The 15,745-nt window shown below is 59.2% G+C and carries 14 protein-coding genes; 7 read left to right on the top strand and 7 right to left on the bottom strand.

From position 1 onward, the window contains the following. The coding region (locus RCH93_RS12255; RefSeq protein ID WP_306548697.1) for a DUF533 domain-containing protein at positions 1–459 on the top strand (459 nt) is incomplete at its 5' end. 63 nt (positions 460–522) lie between these two features. On the opposite strand, the gene RCH93_RS12250 is transcribed toward RCH93_RS12255, so the two are convergent. Further along, positions 523–1,518, bottom strand: coding sequence for a TIGR00266 family protein (locus tag RCH93_RS12250; RefSeq protein ID WP_306548696.1), 996 nt, complete (start codon positions 1,516–1,518; stop codon positions 523–525). A 722-nt stretch (positions 1,519–2,240) separates the two neighbouring features. Here RCH93_RS12250 and RCH93_RS12245 point away from each other — a divergent pair. Beyond that, on the top strand, positions 2,241–2,639 hold the full coding sequence (locus tag RCH93_RS12245) for an SET domain-containing protein-lysine N-methyltransferase (protein WP_306548695.1): 399 nt from the start codon (positions 2,241–2,243) through the stop codon (positions 2,637–2,639). Further along, on the top strand, positions 2,636–3,850 hold the full coding sequence (locus RCH93_RS12240; RefSeq protein WP_306548694.1) for a diaminopimelate decarboxylase: 1,215 nt from the start codon (positions 2,636–2,638) through the stop codon (positions 3,848–3,850). The genes RCH93_RS12245 and RCH93_RS12240 overlap by 4 nt, the downstream gene beginning before the upstream one ends. A 67-nt stretch (positions 3,851–3,917) precedes the next feature. Here the strand turns inward: RCH93_RS12240 and RCH93_RS12235 are convergent, their stop codons facing one another. The 3 genes from RCH93_RS12235 to mutY form a co-directional block, all read right to left on the bottom strand. Beyond that, a complete protein-coding gene (locus RCH93_RS12235; RefSeq protein WP_306548693.1) occupies positions 3,918–4,343 on the bottom strand; it encodes a DUF2231 domain-containing protein in 426 nt (141 codons plus the stop codon). 217 nt (positions 4,344–4,560) lie between these two features. Further along, a complete protein-coding gene (locus RCH93_RS12230; protein WP_306548692.1) occupies positions 4,561–6,081 on the bottom strand; it encodes a sigma-54-dependent Fis family transcriptional regulator in 1,521 nt (506 codons plus the stop codon). Between the two features lie 166 nt (positions 6,082–6,247). Continuing rightward, positions 6,248–7,354, bottom strand: coding sequence for an A/G-specific adenine glycosylase (gene mutY, locus RCH93_RS12225; RefSeq protein WP_306548691.1), 1,107 nt, complete (start codon positions 7,352–7,354; stop codon positions 6,248–6,250). A 61-nt stretch (positions 7,355–7,415) separates the two neighbouring features. Between mutY and RCH93_RS12220 the strand changes: the two genes are divergently transcribed. Beyond that, the gene (locus RCH93_RS12220) at positions 7,416–8,654 is read left to right on the top strand and encodes a TIGR03790 family protein (RefSeq protein WP_306548690.1); all 1,239 of its coding nucleotides are present in this window, start codon (positions 7,416–7,418) and stop codon (positions 8,652–8,654) included. Positions 8,655–9,022: 368 nt separating this feature from the next. On the opposite strand, the gene cutA is transcribed toward RCH93_RS12220, so the two are convergent. Beyond that, positions 9,023–9,355: a divalent-cation tolerance protein CutA gene (gene cutA / locus RCH93_RS12215; RefSeq protein ID WP_306548689.1), complete on the bottom strand. Its 333-nt coding sequence runs from the start codon at positions 9,353–9,355 to the stop codon at positions 9,023–9,025. A 140-nt stretch (positions 9,356–9,495) separates the two neighbouring features. On the opposite strand from cutA, the gene RCH93_RS12210 reads away from it, so the two are divergent. Genes RCH93_RS12210 through RCH93_RS12200 form a run of 3 tightly spaced genes read left to right on the top strand, consistent with a single transcriptional unit; the run spans position 9,496 to position 11,890 of the window. Further along, entirely contained in the window at positions 9,496–10,296 is an 801-nt protein-coding gene (locus tag RCH93_RS12210) for a type III pantothenate kinase (RefSeq protein ID WP_306548688.1), read from the top strand. Continuing rightward, a complete protein-coding gene (locus tag RCH93_RS12205) occupies positions 10,289–11,224 on the top strand; it encodes an LD-carboxypeptidase (protein WP_306548687.1) in 936 nt (311 codons plus the stop codon). The genes RCH93_RS12210 and RCH93_RS12205 overlap by 8 nt, the downstream gene beginning before the upstream one ends. A 12-nt stretch (positions 11,225–11,236) precedes the next feature. Continuing rightward, a complete protein-coding gene (locus tag RCH93_RS12200) occupies positions 11,237–11,890 on the top strand; it encodes a hypothetical protein (protein WP_306548686.1) in 654 nt (217 codons plus the stop codon). 337 nt (positions 11,891–12,227) lie between these two features. Here the strand turns inward: RCH93_RS12200 and RCH93_RS12195 are convergent, their stop codons facing one another. Beyond that, the gene (locus RCH93_RS12195; protein ID WP_306548685.1) at positions 12,228–14,750 is read right to left on the bottom strand and encodes a PKD domain-containing protein; all 2,523 of its coding nucleotides are present in this window, start codon (positions 14,748–14,750) and stop codon (positions 12,228–12,230) included. A 596-nt stretch (positions 14,751–15,346) separates the two neighbouring features. Further along, a partial coding sequence (locus RCH93_RS12190) for a hypothetical protein (RefSeq protein ID WP_306548684.1) occupies positions 15,347–15,745 on the bottom strand: 399 nt, incomplete at its 5' end.

The raw sequence follows: 15,745 nt of genomic DNA, 5'->3' as shown, positions 1-15,745 counted from the left end.
CCCCCCCCTCCGCCTCCAGGCGCCGCCGCCCATGCCTCGCCGCCGCCTCCACCTCTGCCCAGCGTTCCAGCGGCAGCACCCGCGCCGGCCAGCGCTCCGCCTGTCAGCGGCCTCGGCGGCCAGGAATTGGCGGTGCGGATGATTCAGGTGATGGCCGCCGCCGCCCATGCCGACGGCGTCATGGATGCCGCGGAAGAACGGGCGGTGCTGGACAAACTGCGGGGCGCGGATCTGAGCCAGGAGGAAAAAATGTTCCTCTTGCACGAACTGCATCAGCCCAAAAGCATTGAGGCGCTCACCGCCGGGGTCAGCGATCCGGCGATTGCGCAAACCATGTACATGCTCGCCGTGGCCGCCATTAGCGTCGACACCGAGGCGGAACGCGCCTGGTTGGACGAGTTGGCCGGGAAGCTTGGGTTAAGTAAGGAAATGCAGTCGTTTATCGAGGCGCCGCATTGAGATGTTGATCCCTGAACGAGCGGTTTTGACGGCAAGCCGCTCGTTCAGGGCGTGTTCCTCGAATTAGCGTTCAAATATATTGGCTATGCCGCCGAGCACTGAGCCCTCGCCCTGACCGCCGCCGCCGGTTTGCGGGGCTGCCTCCCAGATGCGGCCGGCCAGTCGCGAGAACGGCAGCGACTGCAGCCAGACGTGTCCTGGCCCGCGCAGATTGGCAAAGAAAAAGCCCTCGCCGCCAAAAATCGCCGACTTGACGTTGCCGACAAATTCGATGTCGTAGTTGACGGTGGCGGTCAGCGCCACCAAGCAGCCGGTGTCAACCCGCAGGGTTTCGCCTGCGGCCAGCTCTTTTTCGATGATTGTGCCGCCGGCGTGGACAAACACCATGCCGTCGCCGTCCAGTTGCTGCATGATGAAGCCCTCGCCGCCAAACAGGGCCACGCCGATTTTTTTCTGAAAGGCTATGCCCACAGAAACGCCCTTGGCCGCGCAGAGAAAAGCGTCCTTCTGGCAGATGATCCGGCCGTTGTATCGGGTCAGGTCCAGCGGGATGATTTTGCCCGGATAAGGTGCGGCAAAGGCCACCTTGCCCTTGCCGGCGCCGGTGTAGGTGAACAGGGTGATGAACAATCCTTCGCCGGTGATCAATCGTTTGCCGGCGCCCAGCATTTTGTCAAAAAAAGTTCCCGAGCCTGCATTGCGGGAACCGTCGCCAAACACCGTCTCCATCACAATCTGATCGTGCATGTACATCATGGCCCCGGCCTCGGAGATGACGCTTTCCTGCGGGTCCAGCTCAACCTCGACAAACTGCATCTCGTTGCCGAAGATGGTGTAGTCTATTTCGTGCGCCTCTTTGCCGGAATAGGGCGGGGGCGAGGGCGCAGCCTGTCCGGCTTGCAGTTCCGGGACGCGGCCCACGGGCAGCCAGTCGGCAAAACCGTCGCGCCAGACCATGGTGGCCTCGTTGTATTGTCCTGCAGCCAGTCCGGCGAGGATCTGCTGGGTGGTGAAGGGACCAAGAGATTTGCCGTCCACGGCAACAAACCAGTTCGACATGAAACACCTCGCTACGAAGAAAAAAGGGGAGTGGCAGAATTTTTAATCTGCTCATCGTATCGCGATTATCCGTTGGTTGAAAGGGAATATTTTATCTGGGCAACAACGGATGCGACTGCGCTGAGAATGGGCTTTCGAGACGTTTGAGAAATATTTTCAGTTGTGACTTGTTTGCGATTGCAATCAATGGAAGAAGATATATAAAATCGTCCAAATTATGCGCGATTTTCAGCGCAGGCGTGAAAAAATGGAAGATGGACAGAGATGCTTCGATTCTTTCTAACGCTCCGGAATGAGAGATGTTTTTTGATGGGCTCAGGGGCTGGGGGGGAACCGGCTCCAGGGAGCGGGAGACGTTCGGCGCTTCAGGTTCGGGCTGAGGGGCATCGCGGGAGGACGGAGGTCAGTTTTTGACTGCGGCCAGCTGAGCCCGCAACCGACTTCGCAGCGGCTTGGTGATTGTTCAAAAGTAAAGTAAAAGCAGCGAGTTGCGTTAAATGTTAAATTTGTGAAAACAGCGTCAATAATGCTTGTCAGGCGTAGAGAATAACTGTATAAGCGCTCCTTGTTTTTTCATAACATCCTGCCGGCAGATGTGCTGGCGGCAGGGGTTTGTTTTTTAACCGTTCTAGGAGAACATGCACATGCTTTACCCGGACCAATTTGGAAGAGATCCTCTTTTCCCAAAACATTCTGATTTTGCCGTTGTTTTCAAGGATGAATTGGCCGGCAGAGGCGTGATCGCCTACCGGGCTTTTGCCAAAGGGGACGTCATCGCCAGAATGGCGGGGCACGTGGTGTCGGAAATTCGCCAGCACACCCTGCAGCTGACGCCGGATACCCACCTGTTTGACCCCTATTTTTCCGGATTTTTTCTGCATTCATGTTCGCCCAACATCTCGTTGAACATGGTGGAGTTGACCGTGACCGCCCTGCAGGACATTCCGGCCAACAGCTTCCTCTACATGGACTACGCTGAAACTGAGGATGTGCTGTTTAAACAGTTTCCCTGCTCCTGCGGGGCTCCGAACTGCCGCAGTTGGATCACCGGCAGGAAAGAGATCCACAACGCCGCCATGGCGCAACCGGAGATGCTGAATCTCAATCAGGCGATGCGTTGAACCAGGCGTCGTATTACCGCTGGTGGCAGCGAGAAGACCTCTGCTACCAGCAGGGACGGCTCTGTTTTGCGGGACGCTCAGTGCAGGCGTTGGCCGACCAGTTCGGCACGCCTGCCTTTGTATATTCCGCAGCTCGGGTGCGGGACAACCTGCAGCGGCTGCACGGCGCCTTGGCCGCCGCCGGGTTGGCGGGGCAATGCTCGCTCCATTACGCCATGAAGGCCAACCGTTTTGCGCCGTTGCTGACCTTCCTCAAGCAAACCGGGCTCTGCGGCATTGACGCGTGCTCGCCTGCCGAGGTCGAGCATGCGGTCAGTTGCGGGTTTGCGCCGCACGATATTTCGTTTACCGCCTCCAGCCTTTCGGCCCGGGATCTGGCTGTGCTGGCCCGTTACGAGGGCGTGTTCATGGATTGCGATTCCCTGCACGCCATCCGCGCATGGGGAGCGCTCAAGCCGGGAACCAAAATCGGCATTCGCGTCAACCCGGCCATGGGCATCGGCCGAGCCGCCAACGACAAACTCCAGTATGCGGGCGAGGCGACCACCAAGTTCGGGATCTATTGGGAGCAATTTGCCGAGGCCCTGGACATCGCCAAATTGTATGGCCTGCAGGTCGGCAAGATTCATTTTCACACCGGCTGCGGCTATCTGACCCCCCAGCTTGCGCAGCTTGAACAGATCATTGCCCATTGTTTCCGGTTTGTCGATGCGGCGGGCGGGGTGGAGCGGGTCAATATCGGCGGCGGGCTTGGCGTTCCCCATCTGGCTGCGGACGAACCTCTGGATCTGGACCGCTTGGCGGCGGCGCTGCAGAGGCAGTTTGCCGGGCGCGGCCTCCATGTGGAGATTGAGCCGGGCGACTACATCCTCAAGGACGCCGGCCTGCTGCTGCTTGAAAAAACCTTTGTTGAGCAGAAGAAAACTACGGTGTTTGTCGGCGTGGACGCCGGATTCAACATCGCGCCCGAACCGGCCTACTACAGCCTGCCGTTTCAGCCGTTGCCGCTTTGCTACGACCAATCCCCCTGCACTGTCGCAAGCGTGGTCGGCAACATCAACGAGGCCCTGGACGTGTGGTATGAAGGGGCCTGGCTGCCCGATCTGAGCGCACACACCCATCTGGCCTTAATCAACGCCGGCGCCTATTCGGCCGCCATGGCCTCGAACCACTGCATGCGCGGTCAGTTTAAGGAATTTTTGCTGTTCTGACGCTCACCTTTGCGCTTCGCCGCCGGCGGAGCGCAACCCGATTCTCTCGCTGCTCCAACCCGCCCGCTCACCCCCCATACACCAGTTCACCACCCGAATACCCCAGGCCGATGGCGCAGGCCAGGCACAGGCAATAGACCAGGAAAATCTTCTTTTCCTTGGCAGCCGTGCGCTGCAGCTGGATTGAGTAGCCGAGCAAACCGGTCAGCACTGCCGCCAAGATCATTTTGACGATGATCAGCGGTTCAAACAGGCCGCCAAACCGATGTTGCCAGTCCAGCAGGCCGGCCAGGATCGTCGGCACGATGAAGGCCAGCGCCAGAATCGAACAGTGCAGGGCGGTTCGGTTCAACTCCGGCTTTTTCATTGCCAGGCTCGCCAAGCTGAAGAAAAAACACCCCATGACCATCCCCATGGGAATATGGGTCAGGGCCGGATGCAGCGGGTGGGTAAAGCCGATTTTTTCCAGGAGCGTGAAAATCGATGCGACCATGGTTCACCTCGTCGTTTGCGAAAGGATGGGGTCGTGCGCGGGACAGTCGGCCGATTGGCGCCGCAAGCGGGAATTCGTCGGCTTAACAAGCACGATAAGTGCGGCGGCAAGGAAAGGAAAGCGTTGTTTTCAGGCTGGCGGGAAGGCCGAGAGAGACGGGCAGACGCCCTGAAGTGTGCAAGGAAAGAAGGAAAGGCAGGCTGGCGGCCGCCTTTCGTCACCCTTTTTTGTTCTGCTTGATGTGCTTGGCAGAGATGCCGTGCTGCTTCATTTTGTCGTAGAGCGCCGTCTTGCCGAGTTTGAGCTGGTTGGCGGCGGTGGACACGTTGCCGCTGTATTTGTTGAGGGCGCGGTTGATGATGGCCGCCTCAAAATCGGCCACAATCGCCTTCAAGGGCAGCATGCCCAGCTTTTCGTCGATGTTGAAGGTGTCGGTCCGTTGTTGGTCGACCCGCGGATCCTGATCAAAAATCAGGTCGTTTTCGGTGATCATTTTGCCTTTGGCCATGAGCACCGCTCGCTGGATAAGGTTCTCCAGTTCGCGGACATTGCCCGGCCAGTCGTGGGCCAGCAGCCGGTTGATGATTGATTTGGGGACAAAATCAATCTCTTTCTTGAAGGCCTCGCGGTAGTGATTGACAAAGTAGGAGACCAGCTCGACGATGTCCTCTTTGCGGTCCCGCAGGGGTGGCATGTCGATGTTGATGATGTTGAGGCGGTAGTAGAGGTCGAGCCGGAATTTCTTTTCCTTGACCGCCTGGGCCAGATCCACGTTGGTGGCCGCGATCACCCGGACGTTGACCCGGACCGGTTCGTTGCCGCCGACCCGGATGATCTCGCCGTTTTGCAGGATGCGGAGCAGGGAAACCTGCATCCGGGGGCTGATGTCGCCGATCTCGTCAAGAAAGATGGTGCCGCCGTCGACCACTTCAAATTTGCCGATCTTACGGGTGGTGGCCCCGGTGAAAGCACCTTTCTCGTAGCCAAAAAGGTCGGCCTCGAGCAGCGAGTCGTTGATGGCGTTGCAGTTGATTTTGAGAAAGGGTTTGTCGTCCCGCGAGCTGGTGGCTTTAACCAGATTGGCCACCAATTCCTTGCCGGTTCCTGACTCGCCGGTGATGAGGATGGTGGCGTCCGACCCGGAAACTTGATGAATCATTTCCCGCAATTCCCGCATTTTGCGGCTTCTTCCCACCATCTTGTCCGCTTTGTGATGGTGGCCCAGTTGGCTTTTCAGGCTGTTGACCTGCCGGGAAAGGCGCAGCCGCGTTTCCTCGCTGGCCTGTAACTCGCCGATTTTCTGCTGGAGAATGGTCTCGATGCTGGTGTTGAATTGCAGCAGTTCCCGCTCGAAATTTTTTCGTTGGGTGATGTCGCGCATCACCAGCATGATCAGGCGCTCGCCGGTGTAACCGACAAACGGCACCGAAGAATACTCCACCGGGGTGGCGTCAATCAGGGTTTCGACCACCTTGTTGTCGCCTGCAGCCTTTGCCGTTGCAGCGCCGGCGAGGTTTTCTTTGCAACTCTGGCCAACCGCGCGCAAGCAATTGACCACCCGTTGTGGGCACGGCGAGCCAAAACAAATCTTGGCGCTGCGGTTCATATATTCGACGCCGCAATCGTCCCGCAGCAGGAAGACCATTTCCGGCATGGCGTCGAGTAGGGTTCGCCAGTTGGTGCTCAGGCGATGCACCTCTTCCTGCATGTTCGATAATGTCAGTTCGTTATAAGACACGTTGGACTCGGACCGGTTTGAGGAACGGCGTTAAAAAATGATGTCTATACAAAATACCACCCAGGGAAATGGAACACAATTTATTTTCCGGGAAATCGTAAACGTATCCGGATTGTGATAGGAAGCTGGCTGAAGTTACAAGAAAAGTGTTGATAGGTAAAATTGCCTATTTTCCGGAAAACGCGGCTGTCTGCAGGGCCGCGACCAGTTGGCGGTGCCCGGCGGGAAACGGGTAGTCCGAGAGTCGGGCCAGCGGCGCCCAGGCGTATTGGCTGGCGGCAGTCAACTCCGGCGTGGTTTCGGGGCCTGCAAGTTCAGCGGAAAAGCCATGCAGGGTCACTCGGTAGCGGGTGTAGTGATGAACCACCGTGGTGAAGGGCGTCAGCGCATCCACCTGCCAGCCGGTCTCTTCGGCAATTTCCCGCATCGCCGCCTGCTCGGGCGATTCGCCCTCTTCGAGGCGGCCGCCGGGAAATTCCCACAGCCCGCCCCAGATGTCGTCGGGCAGCCGTTGTTGAATGTAATAATGCGAGCCTCTGCGGAGAATGCCGCAGGCCATGGTGATGTCGATTTTGCTTTGTTTGCCGGTGGGCAGGGGGCGAAATTCCACGGTGTCGGCCCGATGTGCCCGGCAATGATCCAGAACCGGGCAAAGCGTGCAGGACGGCTTTTTCGGCGTGCAGATCAGCGCGCCCAGTTCCATCAGGGCCTGGTTGTAATGGCGCGGATCCTGGCGGTGGAGTAGAGCGTCGGCCAGTGCGGCCAGCCGTTTTTGGGTCGCGGCCTGCTTGAGCGGTCGGTCGATATCGGTCAGCCGGGCGAACACCCGCTCGACATTGGCGTCGCGCAGCGGAAAGGGCAGGTTGAAGGCTATGGAAAGAATGGCGGCGGCGGTATAGGGGCCGATGCCGGGCAGGTCGATGAGTTGCTGGTACTCCGCCGGGATCTCCGTGACACCGGCGTCCGCCAGTCGTATGGCCGCACGCTGAATGTTGCGGGCGCGGCTGTAATAGCCGAGCCCCTCCCAGGCTTTGAGGATGGCCTGTTCCGGAGCTGCGGCCACGGCGGCGATGTCCGGAAATTGTTCGATCCAACGGGAAAAATAGAGGGCGACCCGATCCATCTGGGTTTGCTGGCCCATGATTTCTGAGATCCAGACGTGGTAGGGCGCATAGGTGGTCCGCCAGGGCAGGGGCCGCTGGTGGGCTCGGAACCAGCCGAGCAGACGCTCCTGGAAGTCGGCGATTTCCTCTGCATTCTCCTTGTCAATCACTGCCTGCGTCCTCTATGCTGAATGGAACTTCGTGTAAACATTGGCTTCAAGGTAAACCGTCATGCACTCCCGCGCCAGTCAAAATCCGGTAAAGTTTTTCACGCTGTTGGCGTGCCTGCTGCTCTGCCCCGCCGTCGGCTTGGCCCTTGAACCGGACGAGGTGCTGGTGGTGGCCAACGCCAGGGCCAAAGACAGCTTGGCGCTGGCCGAATACTACATGCAGCGGCGCAAGATTCCGCTTGACCATTTAGTGCGGATTGGCGCCAATTGGAAGGAGCATTGCTCACGGCAGGAGTACAACGACGATATCCGCGATCCGGTGCGCAAGGCCCTGGCCCGGCTCGGCAAAGAGCATCGCGTTCGCTGTCTGGTGGTGATGTACGGCGTGCCCCTGGCGATTCGTCCGCTTGATCCGCAGGACAATCAGCAACAACTGCAGCGCAAAGAACGGCTGCAGACGCTGGGTAAGGAGGAGGCGGGGGCCAGCGGCCAGCGTCTGGTCGCCATTCTGGCCGAGAGACGCCAGGTTGAGCAGGAGCTGGCCCAAGGCGAGAAGATGGATTCGCGGGCGGCGGTGGATTCCGAGCTGGCCCTGGTCTTGGCTGGCGATTATCCGTTGGAGGGCTGGTTGCCCAACCCCTATTATCTGGGTTTTCGCCAACAGCAGACCCTGCTCAAGCGGGATGCGGTGCTGATGGTCAGCCGTCTGGACGGACCCGATCCAGACACGGTGCGCCGCTTGATCGACGACGCCCTGCTGGTCGAGAAAGAGGGCTTGAAGGGTCGGGCCTATTTTGACGCCCGCTGGCCCAAGCCTGCCGAAAAAAAGCTCGACGGTTACGCGCTGTACGACGCATCGCTCCACGCGGCGGCCGAACAAATCCGCGCCGGCGGCCGCATGGAGGTGCGGTTGGATGCGCGTGGCGAGCTCTTCCAGGCCGGCGATTGTCCAGACGCCGCCCTGTACTGCGGGTGGTACAGCCTGGGCCGTTACGTCGACGCCTTCACCTGGGCGCGCGGCGCAATCGGATACCATATTGCCAGTTCCGAATGCGCCACCCTCAAGCAGAAGGATTCGCAGGTCTGGTGCAAGCGGATGCTGGAAGACGGCGCGGCCGCAACCATAGGGCCGGTGTACGAACCCTATGTCCAGGCGTTTCCGCCGCCGGATCTCTTCTTCTCGACCCTGCTTGATGGGTATCTCAGCCTGGCCGAGAGTTATCTGGTCAGCCTGCCTTATCTTTCCTGGCAGATGGTGTTGATCGGCGATCCGCTCTATCAGCCGTTTAAGCCCCAATGAGGCTCCCGTCTTGCTCCTGCAGCCTCTGCCGCTGAGCTGCAAGCCAGCTAGCGGGGGGATTTTTGTTTTGACGGTCGCCCCAATCATCCACAGACCCAACCCGCGCATCGCAACCAAGCGATCAAATCCCGCCAAGCGCCTACGTGCAACCGTGCAACCTCACTCCATCATGTGCACCCGCTCGCAGTCCGGACAGATCCAGGTGGGGCCGTTGCTCATACCCCATTTGTTTTCTTCGAAACAATCCGGGCAGATTTGAAACCCACAGCCGCAGCTCCAGCAGAAGGGTTTTTCCTCCTTGCAGCAGTGGCAACGAAACTCTTTTTTCCGCCGGCGATCGCGCGCTGGCTTGGTGGTCTGCTCTCCCATCACGCACTCTCCTCGGGCGGTCGCAGTTCCCGTTCCAGCCAGGCAAGGTAGCTCTCGCTGCCGGCAATTACCGGCGAGGCCAGAATCTCCGGCACGTCGTAGGTGTGGATTTTGCGGATGGCCAGGCACAGATCGGGAAAAAGATCGCGGCGCGATTTGACGGTGCACACCGCCTCTTCGCTCTGTTCGACAGCCCCCTGCCAGCGATACCAGGAGGTGCAAGCACTGATCTGGACGCAGGCGGCGAGCCGTTGCTCCAGCAGTTGGGCGGCCAACTGCTCCGCGCTGGTTCTGTCGGCCAAGGTGACCACAACCTGGATATAGGGCGTCATGCTTTCCTCCTTGCAGGTGATGCGTGGGCGGAGAAGTCCAGCTCGGGCTGGAATATTTTTGCAAAGTGGACTATCTTACCAGCGCTTTTACAAAAAACAAACCTCCGCGTTTTTGCCTTTCAACTCAAACAGGTGATTCTATGCTGTTAGCCGTGGATGTCGGGAATTCCCATACCGTGAGCGGTATTTTCAAAAAAGGCCAACTGGTGGGCAACTGGCGGCTGCAGTCGCGCCAGGACCGCACCGCCGACGAGTTGGCGATCCGCTACCACGGCCTGTTTCAGATGGTCGGGATCAACCCGGAGCAGATCACCGGTTTCATCATCGCCTCGGTGGTGCCGACGCTGGAAAGCAGCTGGCTCCATTTCGCCCGCAGCTACCTGACCAAGTTGCGCCAGCCACCGCTGGCCGTCACCCACGACATCAAGCTGGGCATGAAGGTGGCCACCGAAAATCCGGCCGAGGTCGGCGCCGACCGAATCGTCAACGCCGTGGCCGCCTGGGATCGGTTCCACTCGCCGCTGATTGTGATCGATTTCGGCACCGCCATCACCTTTGACTGCGTCAACGGCGAACCCGCCTATGTGGGCGGCACCATCCACCCCGGCATCGGCATCTCGCTCGACGCCCTGGCCACCCGCACCGCCAAGCTGCCCCGACTGGACATCGACGTTACCCCGGACCACCCCATCGGCACCACCACGGTCAAGGCCATCCACAGCGGCGCCCTGTACGGCTTCGGCGGCCTGGTCGACCGGATGGTGGAGGTGTTGAGCAAACAGCTGACCCCGGATCGGGAACGCGCCCAAACCATCGCCACCGGCGGCATGGCCGAGCTGATCAAGCCCTACAGCCAGTCCATCGACGAGATCGATCCGCAGCTGACCCTCACTGGTCTGCAGCTCATTTATCGCCTCAACTGCAAAGGCAAAGATGCCTGATCGGCCGATTCTGCCGCCCCGGCTGAAACGCGGCGACGTCATCGGCCTGTGCTGTCCGGCGGGACCGGTCCGCGATCCGCAGCGGCTGCAGGCGGGGATCAGGCTGATTGAAACCATGGGGTTCGCGGTCAAGCTGCGCGGGCCTGTTGAGCCGCGCGACGGCTATCTGGCCGATAACGACGCCCAGCGGGCCGCCCACCTCCACGCCCTGTGGAGCGACGAGGAGGTCAAGGCGGTGCTGGCGATCCGGGGCGGATTTGGCTGTCTACGCATGGTTGGGCAACTGGACTGGGAGCTGTTTCGTCGCCAGCCAAAATTCCTAATTGGATTCAGCGACGTCACCGTGTTGTTGACCGCTTTGCTGCAACGATCCAACCTGGTTGCCATTCACGGCCCGGTGGCGCACTCGCTGGCGTACAGCGACGAGCAAAGCCTGATCTCGCTCTTTGCCCTGCTGACCGGAACCTTCGAGGAACGGATCAAACCCAAGGGACTGGAGATTTTGCGCGGCGGCACGGGCCGGGGCCGGTTGACCGGCGGCAACCTGACCACATTGGCGCATCTGCTCGCCACGCCCTGGGACGCCAGCTGGGACGGGCGGATTCTGCTGCTGGAAGACACCAACGAGCCGCTCTACCGGCTGGACCGGATGCTGACTCAACTGGCGCTGTCCGGCAAACTGGATCAGCTGGCCGGGCTGGTGCTCGGTGAATTTGACGCAGGCGGCAACGAGACCGACCACCTGCGCCTTCAGGAGGCGCTGTGGTCGCGGGTGCTGGAACTGGCAGGGCCGGGCTATCCGATCTGGGGAAACTTCCCGATTGGCCACCGGACGCGCAATCTGGCGCTGCCCATGGGCATGGAGGCGATCATCGATTCCAACAGCGGCGCCTTTGAACTGCTGCCCGACTCCGCTGCCATGGCCTGAGAGGCGCAAACCATGCTGAAACGATATCTCCAGACGTTTGTTGCGCTGCTGTCGCTGCTGCTCGCCGTCCTGATCACCCTGGCGCCGATTTTGGTAGTGCGCGCCAAGCTCGATGGGCCGGCCTTCACGCTGGCGGTCTGCCTCTGGGCGGCGCTGGCCCTCCTGGCGCTGATTCCGGTTTCTGGGATGCTGCTCCAAAAAATCTGGTTTTTTCGCGGAACCGGCGATCCAGCGACGCTGACGCAACTGCAGGAGCGGCTGCTGGCGATCAACGCCGTCAACTGCCCGGTGTCGGCAACGGTCAAACGAAAGAAACTGATCTTCACCTGGCGCACCCAGGAACTGCAGTGGTGCGAGTTGTTCAGCCGTCTGGACGTCAAACGTCTCTATGAACTGCACTGTCGCTTCGACGCCGACACCCGCACCGTGTACCTCCTGGACCGCATCCGCCTGGCCGATTTCATCGTCTGCCCGGAGCGGGTCAAGATCGGTTCTCTCCGCATTCCCCTGCCCCTGCTGCGCGCCCGGTCGCGTCGGCTGGCAACCATCAATCAGTTCGCCGCCCTTGAGCCGCACGACTACGATTTTCAACCCCGCGAAATCAAATCGCCGGTCCTGGGCACCATCCTGGCCTGCGGCTGGAACGTTCGCTTCAGCTTGTTCTGACTTTCATCCTTCCTTTGTTGGAAAAGGGCGCACGCCGTGCGCCCCTACTCCGGGGATGGCGCGGCAGCAAACGATACAATCTGAGAAATGCCCTGCCAGGCGCTCCTGAACCCCACCGCAAAAAAGGGACACCCCCTTTTTCAAGGAAAACCTTGATCGTTCCTAGGCTCCAGCGTGGGAATGCGGCCCGGATCCAGCGTCCAATCATCAGCCTTCCAAAACCGCCAATGACATATAAAAGGGGACTGTCCCCTTTTCAGGCGTCCCCCCTTTTTCACATGCCGACCTCTAGGCCGGCGGGTGGGCCGGATAGCTCATGGAAAAGAAAATGGCAGCGTCACTCCTCAGTCTTGTCAAAAACAAGGTATCCAACCATTTCCGCAGGATGAGTCACTTCTGTATCCTTGGATTGTTCTTCCTCAACCTTTACTTGGAACCCGGCGGTCGTAGTCTTCTGCACTCTCAGGGCTGAGGTGTCGGTGTTGTTGGTGGTTTGCATGTCCGCCAACAGTAAGGGCGGCTGAGTGAATGCTTTCGCGAACCTTCTGCTGTGCCAAGCGTTGGTGACGGCCTTGGCGGTGACGGCTACTTCATATTGCACTGCGCCGATGGTTCCTTTGCCCGGTTGCCACGCGATGAAGTTGACGGTTTCCCTAACGTGGACGTTTCTGTTTTTCTCCTGCTCTCTGAAGGAATAGGAGAAGCTGGCGCGTTCAACGCTCTTGATGCGGCCGCTAATGGTGTCGGCTTCCCGGTCAGAGGCCACCGTGGTCATAATCACCGGCGTTGCGACAAAGGCCTTGCTGAATTTAATCGTTCCGGAATTGGTGGAGCCCAGGAAAGTTCCCGCCTCAACGCTGGAGCCGTCAGGCAGGGTCGTTCGCCCTTTTTCCATGACGAGGTAGGTGATATTTTCTTTAGTATGAACGCCGTTCTGGTAGTTCCACTCGGCAAGTTTGATGTCAAAGCCGGTTTGAGTGACGTTGCGCAAGCGGACAACACAAGGCTCGGCGTTGTTGAATCCTGGAGAGCCTGCGACGACAATGGGGTTCTGGTAGGTCTGGGAAAGGGGAACCCTCACCCAATTGCTGCCGACCGCTATTTCCCCGAGTTCGATGTTCAAACCTGCAAATAGATCCACCGCTTTTACGGTAATGGGGATGCGGGTTGTGTTTGTTGCACCTTTGTTGTCAGTGACCAGGAGGGTTGCGGTAAAGGTGGCGTTATTGCGGTAGGTATGGGTAGCGGTCTTGCCGGTGGCCGAACTGCCGTCGCCGAAATTCCACCGGTAAGAACTGATGGAACCATCCGCATCAGTAGAGGCGGAACCGTCAAAGGCGACAGCCAACGGCGCCGCACCGCTTGTTGACGCCGCCCTTGCCACAGCCGTTGGAGGTTTGTTTGTTGCAACTGCCGGAGTCGTCACCACCACAGGGGTGCTGGTCGTGCTGCTCTGGCCGTTGTTGTCGGTAACAGTAAGAACAGTTCTGTACGTGCCGGCCGAGGTGAAGGTGTGCGCCGTACTGGCGGCGGAAGCTGTGGCGCCGTCGCCAAAGGCCCAAGCATACGAGCGAATGGAAGCATTGGACGCAGCGGTTGAGCCTGCTGCGCTAAAAGTAACAGTCAGCGGGGCGCGGCCGGCGGCCGTGGAGGACGACGAGATGACTGCTGTCGGCGGCGCCGGTAGCGCCGCAACGATTGGCGCGGTTGCGGTTATTGTTGTGGCCGCGGTGCTGGTCAGGCCGGTTGAGCCGGTCACGGTCAGGCGAGCGGTAAAGGAACCGCTGGCGGAGTACACGTGGCTGACGGAACTGCCCGTGGCGGTTGAACCGTCACCGAAATCCCAGAGGTACGAGGCAATTTCGCCTGTGGAGGATGAGGCGTTAAAGGCTACCGAGAGCGGCGCCGTGCCGCTGGCGGCGTTGGTGGTGAGCGCAGCCTGAACTTCAGGTACGGCAATAACCACTGGCGGCGGCTCCTCTGGCTCCGCAACGATTGGCGCGGTTGCGGTTATTGTTGTGGTCGCGGTGCTGGTGAGACCGGTTGAGCCGGTCACAGTCAGGCGTGCGGTAAAGGAGCCGCTGGTTGCGTACACGTGGCTGGCGGAGCTGCCCGTGGCGGTCGAACCGTCGCCGAACTCCCAGAGGTACGAGGCGATTTCGCCTGTGGATGATGAGGCGTCAAAGGCTACCGAGAGGGGCGCCGTGCCACTGGCGGCGTTGGTGGTGAGCGCAGCCTGAACTTCAGGTCCGGCAATAACCTCTGGCGGCGGCTCATCTGGCTCCGCAACGATTGGCGCGGTTGCGGTTATTGTTGTGGATGCGGCGCTGGTCAAGCCGGCGTCGTCGGTCACGGTCAGGCGAGCGGTGTAAGAGCCGCTGGTTGCGTACACATGGTTGGCGGCGCTGCCCGTGGCTGTTGCGGATCCGTCGCCAAAATCCCAGAGGTACGAGGCGATTTCACCCGTTGAGGATGAAGCGTCAAAGGCAACTGAAAGCGGCGCCGTGCCGTTGGCGGCGTTGGCGGTGAGCACAGCCTGCAATGCAACCGATGGCGCACTCGCGGTAAAGGCGAAAGGCGCCGAGTGAGGGCTCTCCGTGCCGTCACTGAAGGCAGCGGTTAGGGTGAAATTAGTTGTCGCTGCACTCAGGGTCACCTGGCAGTCCATTGAGGTGGCATTGGGATCTTGGGTCTGGCAGGCGAACGCGCCTTCCTGGTAGAGTTTGAAGCCGCTTACCGCTAGCTCGCTTGGCGGCGAGTACCCCCATTCTACGTGAATTGATTGTGTTGTCGCAGCTGCGGCAAAAGCTGGCAGGCAGCACAGAATGGTGATGAGTAAACGGATTATCAAGAGGTGCATAGTCGTCCCCGCATGAAGAATTGTGTGGAGCGCAAATCGTTAAAAATTAGCAAGCAGATGGCATGCCATTGATCCGATTGTTATTTTTCACACATTTACAGCAGGTTGCAGTATCTGAGGCGGGTTTGCCGAACTGTCGATTACCTTTTGGTGATTGAACGGATCGCCAGTCGCACGTCATTCCAGTTTGCCATCGAATCATGGCATGGATCCACGGCGAAAGTTCGTCCCGATTGGCGTGAGGTTTCCTTGGCCGACTTCCCGGCTTTGCCGAGGGACAACAATTTGACGGTTCCCGCTAAATAAAGCAGCCTCCAGAATCGCGAACCGGAAAGAGTTCCTAAAAAGACAATTCGTTAGCCACATACAAGCTGCAATCGCACGAAAGGGGCATGTAAGAGCATGTGGCGGGGACACCGAAGGGAAACGCTCCCCAGTCAACTCTGGAACAACCTGGTGAACTCTTTCAAGATCATGTCCGGGGGCAAGAACCAGCCCATCCTACAGGCCCCGGATTGCGCTGCGCTTCATCCAGGCTACGAAACTGCCTTTGTTGGAGCAGGCGCCGTGCGTCTCTACGCCTGGAAGATGGGGTGTCAAACGATACAAGGAAAACCTTGATCGTTCCCCCCGTTCCAGCGTTCATCGAATAGCGCCCTTGTTTCCAAATAGGATGGGCGAAAACAACGTAAAAAACCAGACCTTTTTTTGTACGCCACCCATCGAAACCGGCCGCTGGAGCGTGGAAACAATCGTAATAACAGGGGAGGATGTAAAAAACAGCGCGCATTTGATGCCCCACCCGTAGCCTGGATGCAGCTTGCAAAATCCGGGGGTAATTCCATTTCTATTTCAACAGTGAAGCACGCCGCTTCCTCATCTCGACGAGCACAGCGAGGAGAAATCTCGCCAAGATAACGAGATTTCTCACTCCGTTCGAAATGCCCGTTAAAGGGAATTGTCAAGCCGTAACCTGAAAAGCCTTTGAATAATCG

This window comes from Desulfobulbus sp. (genome assembly GCF_030824455.1).
Classification (GTDB): Bacteria; Desulfobacterota; Desulfobulbia; order Desulfobulbales; family Desulfobulbaceae; genus Desulfobulbus.
The sequence above is the reverse complement of the archived record's forward strand: the minus strand, read 5'-3'. Positions and strand labels throughout refer to the sequence as shown.

Coding starts and splice junctions, on each gene's coding strand:
- RCH93_RS12250 (WP_306548696.1), bottom strand. CDS start 1,518: ATGTCGAACTGGTTTGTTGCCGTGGACGGCAAATCTCTTGGTCCCTTC.
- RCH93_RS12235 (WP_306548693.1), bottom strand. CDS start 4,343: ATGGTCGCATCGATTTTCACGCTCCTGGAAAAAATCGGCTTTACCCAC.
- RCH93_RS12220 (WP_306548690.1), top strand. CDS start 7,416: ATGCACTCCCGCGCCAGTCAAAATCCGGTAAAGTTTTTCACGCTGTTG.
- cutA (WP_306548689.1), bottom strand. CDS start 9,355: ATGACGCCCTATATCCAGGTTGTGGTCACCTTGGCCGACAGAACCAGC.
- RCH93_RS12210 (WP_306548688.1), top strand. CDS start 9,496: ATGCTGTTAGCCGTGGATGTCGGGAATTCCCATACCGTGAGCGGTATT.
- RCH93_RS12205 (WP_306548687.1), top strand. CDS start 10,289: ATGCCTGATCGGCCGATTCTGCCGCCCCGGCTGAAACGCGGCGACGTC.
- RCH93_RS12200 (WP_306548686.1), top strand. CDS start 11,237: ATGCTGAAACGATATCTCCAGACGTTTGTTGCGCTGCTGTCGCTGCTG.
- RCH93_RS12195 (WP_306548685.1), bottom strand. CDS start 14,750: ATGCACCTCTTGATAATCCGTTTACTCATCACCATTCTGTGCTGCCTG.